General features: G+C 44.2%; 16 protein-coding genes and 1 pseudogene. 12 read left to right on the top strand and 5 right to left on the bottom strand.

The window, feature by feature from the left end:
* Nucleotides 1–294 precede the first annotated feature (294 nt).
* The 5 genes from RIB93_RS04330 (at nucleotide 295) to RIB93_RS04310 (ending at nucleotide 6,409) form a co-directional block, all read left to right on the top strand.
* A complete protein-coding gene (locus RIB93_RS04330; protein ID WP_446370623.1) occupies nucleotides 295–1,194 on the top strand; it encodes a PEP-CTERM sorting domain-containing protein in 900 nt (299 codons plus the stop codon).
* A 206-nt stretch (nucleotides 1,195–1,400) separates the two neighbouring features.
* The gene (locus RIB93_RS04325) at nucleotides 1,401–1,646 is read left to right on the top strand and encodes a hypothetical protein (RefSeq protein WP_446370621.1); all 246 of its coding nucleotides are present in this window, start codon (nucleotides 1,401–1,403) and stop codon (nucleotides 1,644–1,646) included.
* 86 nt (nucleotides 1,647–1,732) lie between these two features.
* Nucleotides 1,733–2,116, top strand: a complete 384-nt coding sequence (locus tag RIB93_RS04320) for a response regulator (protein WP_446370686.1) — start codon at nucleotides 1,733–1,735, stop codon at nucleotides 2,114–2,116.
* A 14-nt stretch (nucleotides 2,117–2,130) separates the two neighbouring features.
* Complete coding sequence (locus RIB93_RS04315) at nucleotides 2,131–3,315, top strand: SpoIIE family protein phosphatase (RefSeq protein ID WP_446370619.1); 1,185 nt, start codon at nucleotides 2,131–2,133, stop codon at nucleotides 3,313–3,315.
* Between the two features lie 169 nt (nucleotides 3,316–3,484).
* Nucleotides 3,485–6,409, top strand: coding sequence for a response regulator (locus RIB93_RS04310; protein WP_446370617.1), 2,925 nt, complete (start codon nucleotides 3,485–3,487; stop codon nucleotides 6,407–6,409).
* 471 nt (nucleotides 6,410–6,880) lie between these two features.
* On the opposite strand, the gene RIB93_RS04305 is transcribed toward RIB93_RS04310, so the two are convergent.
* On the bottom strand, nucleotides 6,881–7,483 hold the full coding sequence (locus RIB93_RS04305) for a DUF1517 domain-containing protein (protein WP_446370615.1): 603 nt from the start codon (nucleotides 7,481–7,483) through the stop codon (nucleotides 6,881–6,883).
* Nucleotides 7,484–7,609: 126 nt separating this feature from the next.
* Between RIB93_RS04305 and RIB93_RS04300 the strand changes: the two genes are divergently transcribed.
* Nucleotides 7,610–8,074 carry an ABA4-like family protein gene (locus RIB93_RS04300; protein ID WP_446370613.1) on the top strand — a complete coding sequence of 155 codons (465 nt, stop codon included), beginning with the start codon at nucleotides 7,610–7,612 and terminating at the stop codon, nucleotides 8,072–8,074.
* 252 nt (nucleotides 8,075–8,326) lie between these two features.
* Complete coding sequence (locus RIB93_RS04295; RefSeq protein ID WP_446370611.1) at nucleotides 8,327–8,875, top strand: hypothetical protein; 549 nt, start codon at nucleotides 8,327–8,329, stop codon at nucleotides 8,873–8,875.
* Here the strand turns inward: RIB93_RS04295 and RIB93_RS04290 are convergent.
* Entirely contained in the window at nucleotides 8,810–9,745 is a 936-nt protein-coding gene (locus RIB93_RS04290; RefSeq protein ID WP_446370609.1) for a DMT family transporter, read from the bottom strand. The genes RIB93_RS04295 and RIB93_RS04290 overlap by 66 nt on opposite strands.
* Before the next feature lie 121 nt (nucleotides 9,746–9,866).
* The gene (locus RIB93_RS04285; RefSeq protein WP_446370607.1) at nucleotides 9,867–10,004 is read right to left on the bottom strand and encodes a hypothetical protein; all 138 of its coding nucleotides are present in this window, start codon (nucleotides 10,002–10,004) and stop codon (nucleotides 9,867–9,869) included.
* Nucleotides 10,005–10,258: 254 nt separating this feature from the next.
* Here RIB93_RS04285 and RIB93_RS04280 point away from each other — a divergent pair, with 254 nt between their 5' ends.
* The 5 genes from RIB93_RS04280 to RIB93_RS04260 all read left to right on the top strand — a co-directional run bounded on the left by RIB93_RS04280 (nucleotide 10,259) and on the right by RIB93_RS04260 (nucleotide 15,171).
* A complete protein-coding gene (locus tag RIB93_RS04280; RefSeq protein WP_446370605.1) occupies nucleotides 10,259–10,687 on the top strand; it encodes a RidA family protein in 429 nt (142 codons plus the stop codon).
* Nucleotides 10,688–10,904: 217 nt separating this feature from the next.
* Entirely contained in the window at nucleotides 10,905–11,606 is a 702-nt protein-coding gene (locus RIB93_RS04275) for a uracil-DNA glycosylase (RefSeq protein WP_446370603.1), read from the top strand.
* A 41-nt stretch (nucleotides 11,607–11,647) separates the two neighbouring features.
* Nucleotides 11,648–12,070: an ExbD/TolR family protein gene (locus RIB93_RS04270; protein ID WP_446370601.1), complete on the top strand. Its 423-nt coding sequence runs from the start codon at nucleotides 11,648–11,650 to the stop codon at nucleotides 12,068–12,070.
* Between the two features lie 467 nt (nucleotides 12,071–12,537).
* Nucleotides 12,538–14,889 (top strand): NACHT domain-containing protein, encoded by a 2,352-nt coding sequence (locus RIB93_RS04265; RefSeq protein WP_446370599.1) that lies wholly within the window; start codon nucleotides 12,538–12,540, stop codon nucleotides 14,887–14,889.
* Between the two features lie 99 nt (nucleotides 14,890–14,988).
* Nucleotides 14,989–15,171, top strand: coding sequence for a hypothetical protein (locus RIB93_RS04260; RefSeq protein ID WP_446370597.1), 183 nt, complete (start codon nucleotides 14,989–14,991; stop codon nucleotides 15,169–15,171).
* A gap of 208 nt (nucleotides 15,172–15,379) precedes the next feature.
* On the opposite strand, the gene RIB93_RS04255 is transcribed toward RIB93_RS04260, so the two are convergent.
* Together RIB93_RS04255 and RIB93_RS04250 are read right to left on the bottom strand one after the other, a co-directional pair.
* Complete coding sequence (locus RIB93_RS04255) at nucleotides 15,380–15,502, bottom strand: hypothetical protein (RefSeq protein ID WP_446370595.1); 123 nt, start codon at nucleotides 15,500–15,502, stop codon at nucleotides 15,380–15,382.
* Nucleotides 15,503–15,673: 171 nt separating this feature from the next.
* Nucleotides 15,674–15,891 (bottom strand): annotated as a pseudogene (locus RIB93_RS04250) (hypothetical protein); the annotation flags it as partial.

Below are 15,891 nucleotides of genomic sequence, written 5' to 3'. Positions count from 1 at the left end.
AACCCCGTTTCCTCAACCCCGTCAACGGCGATCCTGGAGACTCTCATCCCGTCTTTGTCCAAAGGCATTTGCTAGTTTAACTGGGATTGAGAGTTTATTTTAATCTTAAATGATTTAGTATTATTATCTAATTCTTTACACAATAAATCCTGATATTGTTTTTGCTTTTTGCATTATTGAAATTATTTATTTTAATGAGAACATCATAAAAATAAGCGCTAAATTAACAATAGATTTATCTAAAAATCGCTTTAATTGTAAATGTAAGCATTCTAAGTTATGAGAATTGACGCCATGAACACTAACAAAGTTTCTAAATTCATCGGAAGTGCAGCAGTCGCAGTTAGCTTAATTTCTATGCTGGGTCAGCCAGCCAATGCTGGGCAATTGCATAACGACTGGAACTATGGAATTGATGCCTTCGGTGATGGATCGGGTGGTGCTAAGTATGACATCAAAGGATTAGCCATGAAAGAAACAGCCGATAGTATTTTTGTGGCTCTAACAGGTGGCACACCCTTAGAAGGAAATAAAGACAGAGGAGCGGTTGACAACAATGTTGGATTTGGTGATTTGTTCTTTAATTTTTCTGGAAAAGATTTTACCACAGCGATGAATGATGGTGATCTATTGGGAATTCGCTTTGCTGAAACTAATGATTCTCAAGTCAGTCGTACTGGAGTTTATCAAAATATCACGGCAATGAGCGTAACTCAAGATAACAATGGGTATGGCAGTTTAAAGCAGTACTATAACCACAGTAAGTTTGACAAAATTAATACCAAAGGCACTGACTTACCAGACAAAGCTGATGTATACGATTATCTCTATGGCAGCACTGTTGCCCAGAAGCCAAAGAAAAATAATACCCCAATCCTCAATGTGATTCAATCCGGTAGATTTTTGGGCGATATTGATCTATTAGATGGGACTCAACTCAGTAATGCTGGACTCGATTTTAGTCACTTTGAAGCGAATGACTCTCACACGTTTGGCTTTAGATTTGACCGCGCTTTGCTTTCTAGAAACGGGGGCAGTTTCGTCAGTCATTTATTCTTAGAGTGTGGTAATGATGGTGTGGCACTCAAAGGAGACCTTGAGTCAGTTCCTGAACCCTCTGGTTTGGCTGGAATTGCTGGCATTGGTTTGACCTTTGCTGGTATGGCTTTACGCCGTCGCCAATCACGAGGCTAGCTGCCATTTTTGTAATTGCATCATTGGTAATAACTAGCCAAGAACTCAAGTTCTTGGCTAATAGCTTAAGTCGGTTAAAACCGACTAATGGCTGGGAACATCCCGTTTTGGACAAAGCATTTCTTAAAGTAACGGATTTGTAAGGGTTTCAGCCCCATTCAAAGAGCCAACGTGCCAAATTGGGATGCTCCCTAATGGCTTACCTCATGGAAAAAAAGGCAAAGCATTATTTTGCTTCCCCGAATAACAAAAAGCGAAGCAACATCTGGCTTCCCCGTGCAAAAAAAGCGAAGCAAAATCTGGTCTCCCCCATGGAACAAAAAAAAGCGAAGCATCCTCTGGATTCCCCCATGGAACAAAAAGCGAAGCATCCGCTGGCTTCCCCGTGCCAAAAAAGCGAAGCATCCACTGGCTTCCCCCTTTTTAAGGGGGACGGGAGGGGGATCAAATAGGGGGACGGGAGGGGAATCTCCAAAGGGATGAGGGGGAAAATGCCGAACAGTTTATGTCATTCCTGATGAATTGAGAGAAAAAAATGATGAAAGTCATGGTAGTCGATGATGAAAAAGATGTTTTGTTGTTGTTTCGACAGCGATTTAGAAAAGAGATTAGACAAGGCAAGATTGAATTTCACTTTGCCTTTTCAGCCAAGGAAGCCCTCTACTATCTAGAAATGGAAAGTAAAAAAGAAAATTGTATTGTCTTGATTCTATCCGATATTAATATGCCAGAGATAAATGGCTTGGATTTACTTAAAACCATCAAAGCCAATTTTCCCAATTTAAAAGTTTTTATGATTACGGCTTACGGCGACGACGAAAACTATCGCCTTTCCCAAGAATACGGAGCCGATGATTATATTCATAAACCCGTTGACTTTGACCAACTCAAAGAAAAAATCTTTAATTTATCCACAACTTAGCCGACTAGAAAGCAATGCCAGCAAAAATACTGGTTGTCGATGATGAACTCGACATAGAACCCCTAATCCGTCAAAAATTTAGAAAAAAGATTCGGCGCAAAGAACTCCAGTTTAGTTTTGCCTGTAATGGTGTGGACGCCCTAGAAAAGCTACAGGCTGACTCTGAAATTGATATGGTTTTAACCGATATTAATATGCCCAAAATGGACGGGTTAGCCTTGCTGATGAAACTGGCGGCGGACTATCCAGGGATTAAAACAGTCATCCTGTCCGCTTATGGGGATATGAACAATATTCGAGCAGCGATGAACTTAGGAGCATTTGACTTTCTCACCAAACCGATTGATTTTCAAGACTTAGAAATTACCACGTACAAAACCCTAAACCATGTCCAGCAAATCAAACAAGCGTTAGCCCAAGAAAACTATCTCAAGCGGTTAGAAACTGAAAACCTCCGCCTCAGTACCGAACTCGATATTACCCGACGACTGCAACAGATGCTGTTGCCCACAGAGACAGAACTGGGTCAAATTCAGGGACTCGATATCGCTGGGTATATGCAACCCGCCGATGAAATCGGGGGAGACTATTACGACGTACTGCAACACAATGGCAGGGTGAAAATTGGCATCGGCGATATCACGGGTCATGGATTAGCCAGTGGTGTCCTGATGCTGATGGTACAAACGGCGGTGCGGACATTGCTGGTGAATAATGAGACAAACACCGTTAACTTTTTCAGTACCCTCAACCAAACGATTTACCACAACCTACAACGGATGCGCTGCGACAAGAACTTAAGCCTCGTCTTAATTGACTATCATCAGGGGACTCTGACGGTGAGTGGACAACATGAACAAATGATTGTGCTACGCTCCAATGGTACGGTTGAGCGAATTGATACGATTGATTTAGGCTTCCCGATTGGTTTGGCAGAGGCGATTGCCGACTTTGTAGCGGAAGCGACTGTACAGTTGTATCCCGGTGATGGAGTTGTCCTCTATACCGATGGGATTACTGAAGCCGAAGATATCAATGGGGTGCAATATGGACTAGAACGGCTGTGTCAAGTTTTAAGCAACAACTGGCACAAGTCAGCCCACGAGATTAAACAGGCAGTGATTGACCAAGTGTGGCAGCATATTGGAAACCAGAAAGTTCATGATGATATCACCTTACTTATTCTTAAGCAGCAGTGATTGGGTATTGGTCTTTTGTCTTGGGTTGAAAAATTATTACACTCCGTTGGGGGCGGGTTTAATCACATTAGGGTGAACAGCAAACGTTAATGGTTAAACCCGCCCCTACATCCTGCTCCCAGACGCGCCATGGCGCGTCTCTACAGTCCATCCTTATCAGGCAAAAACAATGCCAGCAAAAATACTGGTTGTCGATGATGAACCTGATTTAAAACTCCTAATCCGCCAGAAGTTTAGAAAAAAAATTCGGCGTCAGGAACTCCTGTTTATTTTCGCCCAGAATGGTGTAGATGCTTTGGAAAAACTGCACGCCCAACCGGATATTGATATGGTTTTAACCGATATCAATATGCCCGAAATGGATGGGTTAACCTTACTGACACACCTCGCCCAAGATTATCCCACCACTAAAGCTGTGATTCTTTCTGCCTATGGGGATATGGAAAATATCCGCAAAGCCATGAATTTGGGGGCGTTTGATTTCCTGACTAAACCCATTGATTTCCAAGATTTAGACATTACCACCCATAAAACCCTAAACCATGTGCAACAGCTCAAAGCCGCGCAACAGCAGGAGTATTTGGCACAACGGGCGCAAGCCGACTTATTAGAAAATCTACGCCAAGAAGTAATTGAGCGCAAGCGCATCCAAGAGGCATTACGGGCGAGTGAGAGACAGTTGGCACAATTTCTAGAAGCTGTACCCGTAGGCTTATTTGTCGTTGATACTGAGGGTCAATCCCACTATGCGAACCAACGGGCGCAACAACTTGTCGGAAAAGGGATGATACCGGGTACAACGGTTGAAGAGTTATCCCAAGTTTATCAAATCTACGTCGCGGGAACCCATCAACTCTACCCCACCGAGGAAAACCCCATCGTACGAGCCTTACGGGGGGAACAAGTCACCGTGGATAATCTGGAAATTCATCGTGGGGATCAAGTGATTCCCTTGGAAGTCTGGGCAACTCCCATCTATAATCAACAGGGTGAAATTGTTTATGCGATCGCGGCTTTTCAAGATATCAGTCTCCACAAGCAAGCTGAAGCGGAACGGCTTCAGTTTACCCAAACCTTAGAACAACAGAATGCGGCGTTGCAGCGCCTAGACCAACTCAAAGATGAGTTTTTAGCCAATACCTCCCACGAACTACGGACTCCCCTGAATGGCATTATTGGTATTACTGAATCCCTCATCGATGGGGCGGCGGGTTCCCTATCTCCCGTGCAAATCGCGAATCTGGCAATGGTTGTTTCCAGTGGGAAGCGCCTGCAAAGTCTAATTAATGATATTTTGGATTTCGCCAAACTGAAAAACCACGATATCGAATTACACCGCAAATCGGTGGACTTTCGCCAAATAACGGAAGTGGTAATTACCCTATCTCGCCCCCTGATTAGGGGCAAATCTATCGACTTAAACAATGAAATACCCGCAGATTTTTCTGGCATTGATGGCGACGAAAATCGGTTACAACAAATCATGTACAATCTGGTGGGAAATGCAATTAAGTTTACCGAATCAGGTTCCATTACCGTGTCAGCCACCCAGCAACAAAACATGGCAGAAGTAACGGTGGCAGATACGGGAATTGGTATTTCCCCGAATAAATTCGAGGATATTTTTAAATCCTTTGAGCAACTTAACGCCTCGGTTTCCCATTCCTCCAGGGGGACAGGATTAGGATTAAGTATTACCAAACAACTGATTGAACTTCACGGCGGTAGGATTCGCGTTGAGTCAGAAGTCGGTCAAGGTTCGCGATTTATTTTCACGCTTCCTCTCAGTTTCCAAGCGATTGCATCTTCATCAGAATATAGAACGGACATCACCAAAGTGCGGGACTATAGTAATCCTTTTCCCAGTGAACCGTTGCCCCTAATGTCTAAAACGGGCGAGTTCACGATTTTGGTGGTGGACGATGAACCGATTAATTTGCAGGTGGTGACTAATCACTTATCTGTACAGAATTATGCCATTGTTCAAGCCACCAGTGGGATAGAAGCTTTAGCCAAAATTGAGCAAGGATTTAAACCGGATCTGGTAATTCTAGATATTATGATGCCCAAAATGTCAGGCTACGAAGTCTGCCAAAAAATTCGCGAACGCTTCCCAGCCACTGAAGTACCAATTATTATGTTGACGGCGAAGGAACAAGTCTCAGATTTAGTGGAAGGGTTGAGTCTGGGAGCGAATGATTATTTAACTAAACCGATTTCTAAGCATGAATTGATTGCCCGGATTAAAACCCATCTTTATCTGGCGAAAATCAACAGTGCTTATGGGCGCTTTGTCCCCCAGGAATTTCTCCGCTTTTTGGGTTATGAAAGCATTGTGGATGTGCGCTTGGGAGATCAGGTGCAGCAGGATATGTCGATTATGTTTGCGGATATTCGTAACTTTACGACTCTATCAGAAAGTATGTCTCCCCAGGAGAATTTTAACTTTCTCAATTCTTATTTAAAACAAGTGGGACCGATTATCCGTAAGCATCAGGGGTTTATTGATAAATACATTGGCGATGCAATCATGGCACTGTTTCCCCAGACTGCTGATGATGGCTTAAAAGCGGCGATTGAAATCCAAAAACAAGTGACACGCTATAACCGCGATCGCGAAAAAGCAGGGTATCCTTCAATTACTATTGGAATTGGCTTACATACAGGCAGTTTAATGCTAGGAACCATTGGTGAACAGCAGCGCATGGAAACTACAGTAATTTCTGATACGGTTAACCTAGCGTCACGCTTAGAAGATTTGACCAAAGTTTACGGGGCATCAATTTTAATTAGTGGTTATACGTTGTTTTGTTTAGAGGATCAAAGTCAGTATCATTATCGATTTATCGGTCAGGTGCAGGTTAAAGGCAAAAAACAATTGGTTCCAGTCTTTGAAGTTTTTGATGCAGAACCGGAGTATATCATTCAATTAAAAGAAAATACTAAAACTACATTTGAAGCAGGAATCGTTAATTTTAATCAAAATAAAATTGATGTAGCCTTGAGAATATTTGAACATATTATAGCAATTAATTGGCGCGATAGAGCGGCGCTTAATTACATTAAACTTTGTAAAATGACACGATCCCAATAGCGTTAAGTAGAGGGCTTGCTTTTCCCGGCATCTGGCTGAATTAGGAAGTGTAGGGGCGGATTTAGGGACTGTAGGGGCGGGTTTAGGGACTGTAGGGGCGGGTTTAGGGACTGTAGGGGCGGGTTTAGGGACAATTGTAGGGGCGGGTTTAGGGACAATTGTAGGGGCGGGTTTAGGGACTATTGTCAGCTATTGCTGAAATAACGGAACAACAAAACCCGCCCTACCTCACCAATACAGCAGTTTGCTCTGCTATGCGGTACATTGTCGATCCCCCTAAATCCCCCTTAAAAAGGGGGACTTTGATCTACTGTACTTTATTACAGCGCAAAGAGCTGTAACAGAACAACAAAACCCGCCCTCTTCACCAATAACGGAACAACAAAACCCGCCTTTATGTATAATCTAATCTCAACCGTTAACTTTAACTGTGTCCACCCACTTAAAAGAAACAGAAAACCGATTTCCACCTTATAGCGGAATCAGTTCTGAAAAATTAACCAACAGTTGTTCATCGGTTAATTCATCACCAAATTGAGCCGGAGAAAAGTGAACTTGGATCGCTCGCAAGCGTCCCTGGTAATGGAGATTAATTAAGGTTTTTAGCCCCTCTTCTAGTGCCTCTATATCTGCCAAATTGGTTTCCAATTCCGGCACTTCCCCCTCAACCGCCACAGTAATCATCACAATTAAATTACGAGTGACGGGCAAAGATAGCGGTTCATTCTCCGATGGACACCCGTTGAAGTCAGGCTCACTCAAATACCGTTGAGCCGAGTCAGTAAATAACTCACTCACAAAATCTCCCGCCTCCCCTTCATCCCAAAACACATCCCCTTCATTCGCCGCCGATTGCCAATAGGTATTGTACTGTAAGAGATTCTGGCAAATATCCACCAGTCCTTCACCGAGAACGCCTAAGTCTCCGTCGGATGCAACCGCATCTCGTGCCGCCCGATTAAGAACTCCCAATAACGGTGCGACTTCTGTCCCGCTTAAATGCACAAACAACCGACAGACAACAAGTCGGGTTTTGCCACTCATTTTATTGAAGCGATCGCGCCAAGAACTCATAAATTGCTCCTCTACTGGCTCCACAAGAAATAACAGGTCACTTATATCGATTAAAATCGTAACATAAACTGCCCAATTCTTCAGTTTATAACTTATTATTTATTAAGTCTCTTTTATGTTAACGCTATGACACCGAGTCTACTCTTTACCATCGCGAATCTCTTCGTTTTACCCTTCTGGCTACTGATGATTTTGCTTCCCAACTGGGGGATTACTCGAAAAGTGATGGAATCCTATCTGCCGTTTGTCCCATTAGCGGGGTTGTACATCTACTTTTTCGCCAACAGCATAACACCAGAATCTGCTCAAGCCTTATCCAATCCCCAGCTTGCTGATATTGCCCGCTTCTTTGGGGACGAAATCATCGCCGCCGCCGGATGGACTCACTTTTTAGTCTTGGATTTGTTTGTGGGGCGGTGGATTTACTGGGAAGGGCAACGGACTGGGTTGTGGACTATTCATTCTCTGGTTCTCTGTTTATTTGCTGGACCCATTGGATTGTTGTCTCATATTTTGACAGTTTGGATTACCCAGAAATTTTCGGCGGATTCTGAAACAGAATCGACGACTGCCTCAACGCCTAGTTCATAGATTAAGTAGTCGTACATCAATAAGATTAACTGTATTAAGTTTCATGAAAATGTCCAATCGGTGCGCTTTCAGCGATCGCTGACTTTTGCAAAAGTTGCCCCAGCGCACCGTTTACTTTTGTCGGACTACTTCAGAGAGACCTGATCCCTTCAGAGAGACCTAATCCCATTTTCATTGCATCATGCAATTAATGAGGTGATGAAGAGATGAGGGAAACGGAGCCATGAAGCGAATGATAGGTGGCATGCTTTCTTGAAATTCGTGTTTGGTGTGGGTCAAGCTCAAGCCGCCCAAGTGACGATTGATGATTTTAACACGTTTGATCAAAGTGTCGAAGTCCTGGGTAGTCCTGGTACTATGGCGATGAACGCTATGATGAATGGAGACAACAACATAATTGGTGAAGAGCGCAAGATCAAATTAACAATAGATGAGAATGAGTTTGACGACCCGGATCTGGGTGCGATTGTAAGCATAGTAGACGGTTTTGCAACTATTAGTAACGATGCTGGAATTGAAAGTACGGCGGTGTTTACATGGGATGGAACCGACACCCGTCCTCTGAATGCTGATCTAACTGGGGGAGGTATGAATCAGTTCTTCCGTTTGGATATTAACAGTGTCGATTTGACGGCAAAGCTAGCATTAGACGTAACAGACAATGACGGTGAGATGGCAAGCCTGACGAAGACCGGACTCAGTGAAGGGATAAGTAACGTACTGGTTTTCTTGTCCTTAAGTTCTCCCATCTTCACTATAAGTTGCCCTAGCGCCAAAAACCGCGATCGCGACACCTCCTAAGAGAACGGTTGCACCCACTAGCACAAAGCGTCCGGGGAGTTCCTGAAACACGAGATACCCCAAAAAACTAGAGACAACAGGTTCCCATAAAATCGCTAGGGTAACTAGGGTGGGAGAAATCCAGCGCACTGCCCAGTTAAAGCTAGTATGCCCGATCAATTGAGGCAATACCGCCATAAGTAAAATATAAAGGTAAACGGCACGAGGATAGCCAAGGTAGCCAACACCAAAGATTAAGGGTAAGGGCAACAAAACCAATGCGCCAGTGCTATAGGCGATGGCTATATAACTACCAATTCCCAAACCACGCCGCTGTGCTTCTCGACCTAACAATAAATACAAACTGACGATTACAGCACCAATTAAGGCAAGACTATTGCCCAAGGCGGGATTATGGTTAACGTTAACCGTTTCTTGATCCCCTAATGCAATGAGGACACCGCCGATAAAGGCAATACCAATTCCCAGTAGGGTTAACCGAGAAGGTTTTTCCTTAAACCATAGCCAAGATAGCAAAGCTACCCAGATTGGGTTGGTGGTGACTAGAGTTGTAGAAGCGGCAATTGAAGTGAAGGATAGAGACGTAATCCAGGCGGCAAAATGCAGGGCAAGACAAATCCCAGCCCCCACAGCATAATGGAAGGCACCGGGACTAAGCTTATGCGATCGCAGGTTTCGCCAAGCGGGTACTATTAATAAAGATGCCAGGGTTAGGCGAGAAGCCGACAGAAACAGGCTAAATCCAACGCCACTCAACCCAGCCGCCGTATTCGCTAAGCGAATAAAAATGGCGGCACTAGAAACTGCCAAGACACCAGCGACTAACACCAGTCCCACCTGCCACGGTAACGGTTGCTTGGACGTTTTCACAATTTGATGCTCCCGATTCCATACTTGGAGTTTAGACCAAGAGTGACGCTTTTTTGGCATCTATGGAAAGAAGCAGAAGGTGTCAGGACAGCAGGTTTATTGTGGATGGTTCAGCCGTTCACTATGTCCTAACCTTAATAGCACTGAAATAAGCCGTTTTGGATCGCTGCAACCGTTGATATACCGTAGGGTGGGCATTGCCCACCAACCTTAAGTCAGTGCCATTCGTCCTAACCTCAATGGCACATTCATTAAACATTTTGGTATCGCCGAAACCCCTGATACACCGTAGGGTGGGCATTGCCCACCAGAATAAGCTGTTCGGCATTTAAACCTTAATATCAATAATGGCGAAATCCTTGTAGTGCGTTTAGCGAAGCCATGCCGCAGGCTTTGCATCTTGCTCGCTACCCATTCCTAAACTTGTGTTATACCGTTGAATGAGTGTGAGTAATCTATCTGAACTCAAGTGACAAGCGACGTTTATCGGCATAAGCAAAAGCTCTTTGATCGGTGGGCACCAAACTACGACCTGCTGTTTACCACGATTTTCTACCACGTCGTCGCACTTTTTCTGGGGTGAGTTGGGAAGCGAAAACGGGGTATTGTCGCGCTATCCGGGTGGGCAATCATATTTATGTGTCAGGAACGGCACCGATTGCACCCGATGGCGAAGTGTTTGCCCCTGGCGATGCTTATGCTCAAACTCGCTACTGTTTGCAAAAAATTCGCCAAGCTTTGCAAGATTTAGGGGCAGATTGTCAAAATGTCGTCCGAACTCGCCTTTATGTCACCGATATTAGCCGTAGTGCTGAGTACGCTAAAGCGCATCATGAGTTTTTTGCCGAACATCCACCTGCGAATACGATGGTTGGCATTCAGGCGTTAGTTGATCCCCAGATGCTGGTGGAAGTTGAGGTGGACGCGGTTTGCCCAGCTTAGGAAGAATGGTACTGACTTAAGGGTGGTGGGCAATGCCCACCCTACGGTGTATCTTTTATCCCTTAGCAGATGAAAGCCTGTTGCCTGTTGCCTGTTGCCTGTTGCCTTATCTCTACTTATAAAGGAAGTAGTTAACCCGGATTTGGGATTAAATCAGGGATTGAGCACAGGATATGAGAAAATTCAACAAGCAGTCGGATTGTCCGAGCTTAGATTTATGTCCCACGAGTCCTCAGAACAACTCAGTCTCTTTGACCAGTCAGGGCTGACATCTTCTACCCCTAATGACTTCAAACCGGAGTTAATTCCGACGGATGCCAAGGTTCCGATTCCTCCTGGCACTTATGACTCCATGGAGTCTTTGGCGGATCATTGTAATAATTGTCAGCGCTGTGAATTAGCCGCCACTCGCACCCATGCTGTAGTGGGGCGGGGTAATGTTCATGCTCCGATTATGATCATTGGGGAAGCCCCTGGTCAAAATGAAGACGAACAAGGTTTACCGTTTATCGGGAGAGCCGGACAATTGCTGGAGAAGATTCTCGCCGCCGTCAAACTCGATAGTGAACGGGATGTCTATATCTGTAATATGAATAAATGCCGCCCTCCCGGTAATCGAGTACCGACTCCTGATGAAGTTGCAGCTTGTAAACCGTATTTATTAGAACAAATTCGCTTAGTTGATCCTAAGATTATCCTGCTAACAGGTGCAACGGCTGTCAAAGGATTAACGGGTGAAAAGCGTGGCATTACTAAAATTCGTGGCACTTGGATGGAATGGGAAGGACGACTGTGTATGCCAATCTTCCATCCCGCCTACCTATTGCGGAATCCGTCACGAGAGCAGGGTAAGCCAAAGTGGTTTATGTGGCAAGATATCCAGACAGTGCGTGCCAAATTAGATGAACTGCAATCCTAAAATGTCGTTTTTTGTTTTGGGAGATTCTCGCCTAGAATTTCATGCACTTTAGAAACAAGCAAAAGAACTCACCAATCCCTGAAGTTAATCTGATTCCTTTAATGGATGTGATGATGTCAGTGCTAACATTTTTTATTATCACATCAATGAGCTATACAGGTCAGCGCTTAGGGGATATTAATTTGCCTGGTTTACCGGGTACTGGAACCGCTAGTGGTGAGTCAAATACTAGAAACACTCTGGTTATTGGCTTAAATCGCCAAGGCGAGATTTTAGTGGATAATCAAGTGATTACCGTTAACCAGATGTCTGAAACAATCCAGTCATACCTAGAGCAAAATCAAAATGCTACAGTTGTTTTAAAGGCAGACCGAGACTTACCTTATGAAGATGTACAAAAACTGTTAAAAGAAATGACAATAATTGGTGGCGATCGCGTCTCTCTTGCTATTGAACGTCGTTAAAACAATTTACATAATAACAACCTGTAGGGGCGATCTGCCTACCATTAGTGTCAACTTAAGCTCAACCCCTCTCCCACGCCAGCCCTCACCCCCAGCCCCTCGCACTTGCAACAAATTAACGTATCGCGAGTTTCAATCCCTGATAGGGATTCAGGGGAATTCCGAGTGGTTGGACTGAAAAAGGGAAAGCTATTTCAAGTGTTGTTTCAATCCCTGATACACCAAGCGATTCAGCCATTTTTCTAGAGCCGCCTCAAAAAACACCTACACATCAGCGCTATTGGCAAACTTGATACGCTCACCCATCTGCCAGTAGCGACCGACCTCTCCATCTTAGTACACCAAGTCATCGATTTATCTCTCCCAATATCTCAAAAAATCCCTAAAATGTCGCATTTTACCAAATAGGTGGGAACACTCTAGCTAAATCCAGTAGGATTTGTCCTGCACTTGATCACCGATAGGCTATGGCAAGACGTTCGCTCAAAGCATCTACAGAAGGCATCCAAAAAGCCAAACAAGCGTTCCTGCGTAAGGGATGGACACAGGAATACTTAGCCGGAGAAGTGGGTTTAGAAACTCGTCAGCCGATTTGGAAATTTTTTAAGGGGAAACCTGTTGATCATCACGTTTTTATTGAAATTTGCTTTCGTCTCGATCTGGATCTCGACGAAATAGCGGCGTTACCGTTAACAGCTAAACCCCATTCAAAACAGAATGTTCAAACGATTGACAATGATATTAATACACTCGTCAATCAAGTGCGACAAAAGCATCATGATAAACTGCACCATCAATGTGGAACCCTACGTCTATTAGATATTACCCGACCGATTGATTTAGATGAACTCTATGTCGATGTTAATATCCTCGAAGAAATTAGCAGTCAACGATGGCTCGATCTCAACGATTTACAAGGCGGCAAATCAGAAGACTTTGATCGCTTGGGCTTAGGCAATGTTCGGCTGGAAGGGCTTGCCGGACTCAAAGCCGTGGAACGATATGGCAAATTAATGGTATTAGGAAAACCTGGTGCCGGGAAAACCACATTTTTACAATATCTGGCGATTCAATGTAATACGGGTAAATTTAAACCCGAACAGGTTCCCATTTTTATCCGCCTGAAAAACTTTGCTGAAGATGCTTGTTGTGAAAATAATGGGAATCTTTTTAACTATATTACCCAAGAATTTGAGCGTTGCGATGTAACAGCTCAAGAGCTGGAAACGGTTTTAAATCAAGGCAGAGCATTGCTACTATTGGATGGCTTGGATGAAGTGCCAGACGCCATGAGTGATGCAGTTATTCGCCAGATTCGCCAGCTAGCTGACCACTATTATAAAAATCAGATTATTATTACCTGTCGGATTGCCGCTAAAGAATACAGGTTTCCCGGCTTTACTGAGGTAGAACTGGCTGACTTCAAACGCCCTCAAATTGAACAATTTGTCAAAAACTGGTTTATCGCCGTTGCCCGGAATAAACCTGCATCAGGATTAAAAAAGGCGGCGCTATTTCTGGAACAGTTAGAAAGTCCCGAAAATCAACCGATTCGAGAACTGGCAACGACGCCCGTCCTGTTAAATCTGAGTTGTTTAGTCTTTCAAACTAAGACAGAATTCCCAAAAAAACGCTGTGATCTCTACAAACAAGGACTTGATCTGCTACTGATTCGCTGGGACGAAGCCAGAGGGATTAAACGAGATGATATTTATCGTAATTTATCTTTGTCCCATAAGCTACAATTGCTGAGTCAGATAGCTGCCATAACATTTGAGCAAGGGGATTATTTCTTTACCGAAAGCACCCTCGTCCACCTAATTGGCGACTATTTACAGCAACAGTTAGGCGATCGCCTGGATCTGGCTACCCTAGAATTAGATAGTGCGGCGGTGTTGAAATCCATCGAGGCGCAGCATGGGTTATTAGTTGAACGGGCGAGGGGAATTTATTCGTTTTCTCATTTAACCTTTCAAGAGTATTTTACCGCAAAGGCAATTGTCGCTGATGCCGAAACCTCTATTCCCCAGTTATTGTCCCATTTCACCGAAAAACGCTGGCGGGAAGTGATTTTACTCACCGCCCAGATGTTACCCCATGCTGATGGTATGGTACAGTGCCTCAAGCAACAGATTGATGCTTTAGTTGTGGCAGAGGTAGAGAAGCCAGACAAAAATGAGCGATCGCACGCCAAATTGCCCCCTGCTGAAACCCCCTCCCACACGTTACCAGGGCTACTTGACTGGATGCGACAAAAATCCCTGACTGTCACCACCCCCTACAAATCGGCGGCTGTTCGTGCCTTTTACTTAACCCTTGCCTTACCCCCTACCCATCGACTCGCGGGTGACTCGACATTAGCCTTAGCCATTGATCCCAGACTCGCAGGTGAATTCGCTGGGGATCTCGCCTTAGATTTAGCCTTAACTCAAGCATTAGCCGTTGCGATCGCGCTGACTCCTGATCGGATTGATGATCGACTCAATGCCTTACACCTTGCCCTTGAACTCGACTATCTAACCCAGGGGAAACCAATTAGTACCGCACTCCGGCAATTGAAACAGCAATTGCCTAACTGCCAAGACGATAAAGATAAGATTCAGCAGTGGTGGCGTCAGCATGGTCAAGAGTGGGTAGCGCAGTTGCGATCGGTAATGATTGACCATCGAAATATAGGGTATGAATGGCACTTGGGTGCGCTATGGCAAAAACGGTTTGATTCCTATGATTATGCCAATCGGTTAATCGTAGACTGTCTCAAGAGTAATTGTCAGCTCACAGCTACTGTAAGACAAGAGATTGAGACAACGTTATTATAGGGATTGCTGAAATAAGTTGTCCAACACGCCCAATCACCCTGAGTCGATGGATAGGTGATATAGTCTAAGCAGCAAAAATACTTAGTTAAACAAGAACCTATGACTTTTTTGCAACTTGCCGTCATTACCTGTCTCGCCTTTGTGTTGATCAAATTTACCGCCTCTGTCTTTGGCTATGGCAATAATCGCTTCTTGAATAGCTTGGTTACAGCCATCCTCGCTATTTTTGTCACCTTTGAACTGGTGAAGCTGCTACAGGCAGTCTTCATTAAACTAGGATAGGGCGGTTAAAACCGCATCTACACAAACAAAACCTGCCTTCGCAGGTTTCTAAATTGTGACGTCCTCCTACACGATCCCCTACAGGTACAGTATAGGCGTCCTTTGTCGCCGTTTTAGAACCCACATTCGGCAGATATTTAAACGAGATTCATAGCGATGAATTCGAACAAACACAAGCCTACGATGCTGTAGGGGCGACCCGCCTGCATCAATGAACACTACCCATCCACTCAATTGTATCGGGTCGCCCTTTACTTAAATGGCGCATGAATTCCAAACCCGACCCGCGATCGCATCCGACCCAACCCCGATAGAAGTAAGGATATACCATAAAACAATATCCCCTTTTCGACAAGCCAATGGTGAAGCAGTTTTGGCGCTGGCTGATGCGGCTAATTCAGCCCCTATTACCCCCAGGGGATTTTCATTTTCAAAAAATATACCAAAATAAAAGCAAAATCTTTGCTGATCAAAACCGTTTTTTTGCGAGTTTTAATTCTCTCTATTCAAAAATATTTTTAAGCCCAACTCTTTTTTCTGGATTAAATACAGATACTGTTCGAGTTACTTGGCGGCTATGACTTACATCCTTTTTTTCATATTCGCTTACTGGACTTTCTATTTCCGTTAACTCCTTAAGACGATTATACAATTTTATTTGATTCCTTTTTACCGTAATCAAATAATCATTTTGAGTTTCAATTATTGTGCGAGTAGTTT

The organism is Coleofasciculus sp. D1-CHI-01, assembly GCF_040218875.1.
Classification (GTDB): domain Bacteria; phylum Cyanobacteriota; class Cyanobacteriia; order Cyanobacteriales; family Coleofasciculaceae; genus Coleofasciculus.
The sequence above is the reverse complement of the archived record's forward strand: the minus strand, read 5'-3'. Positions and strand labels throughout refer to the sequence as shown.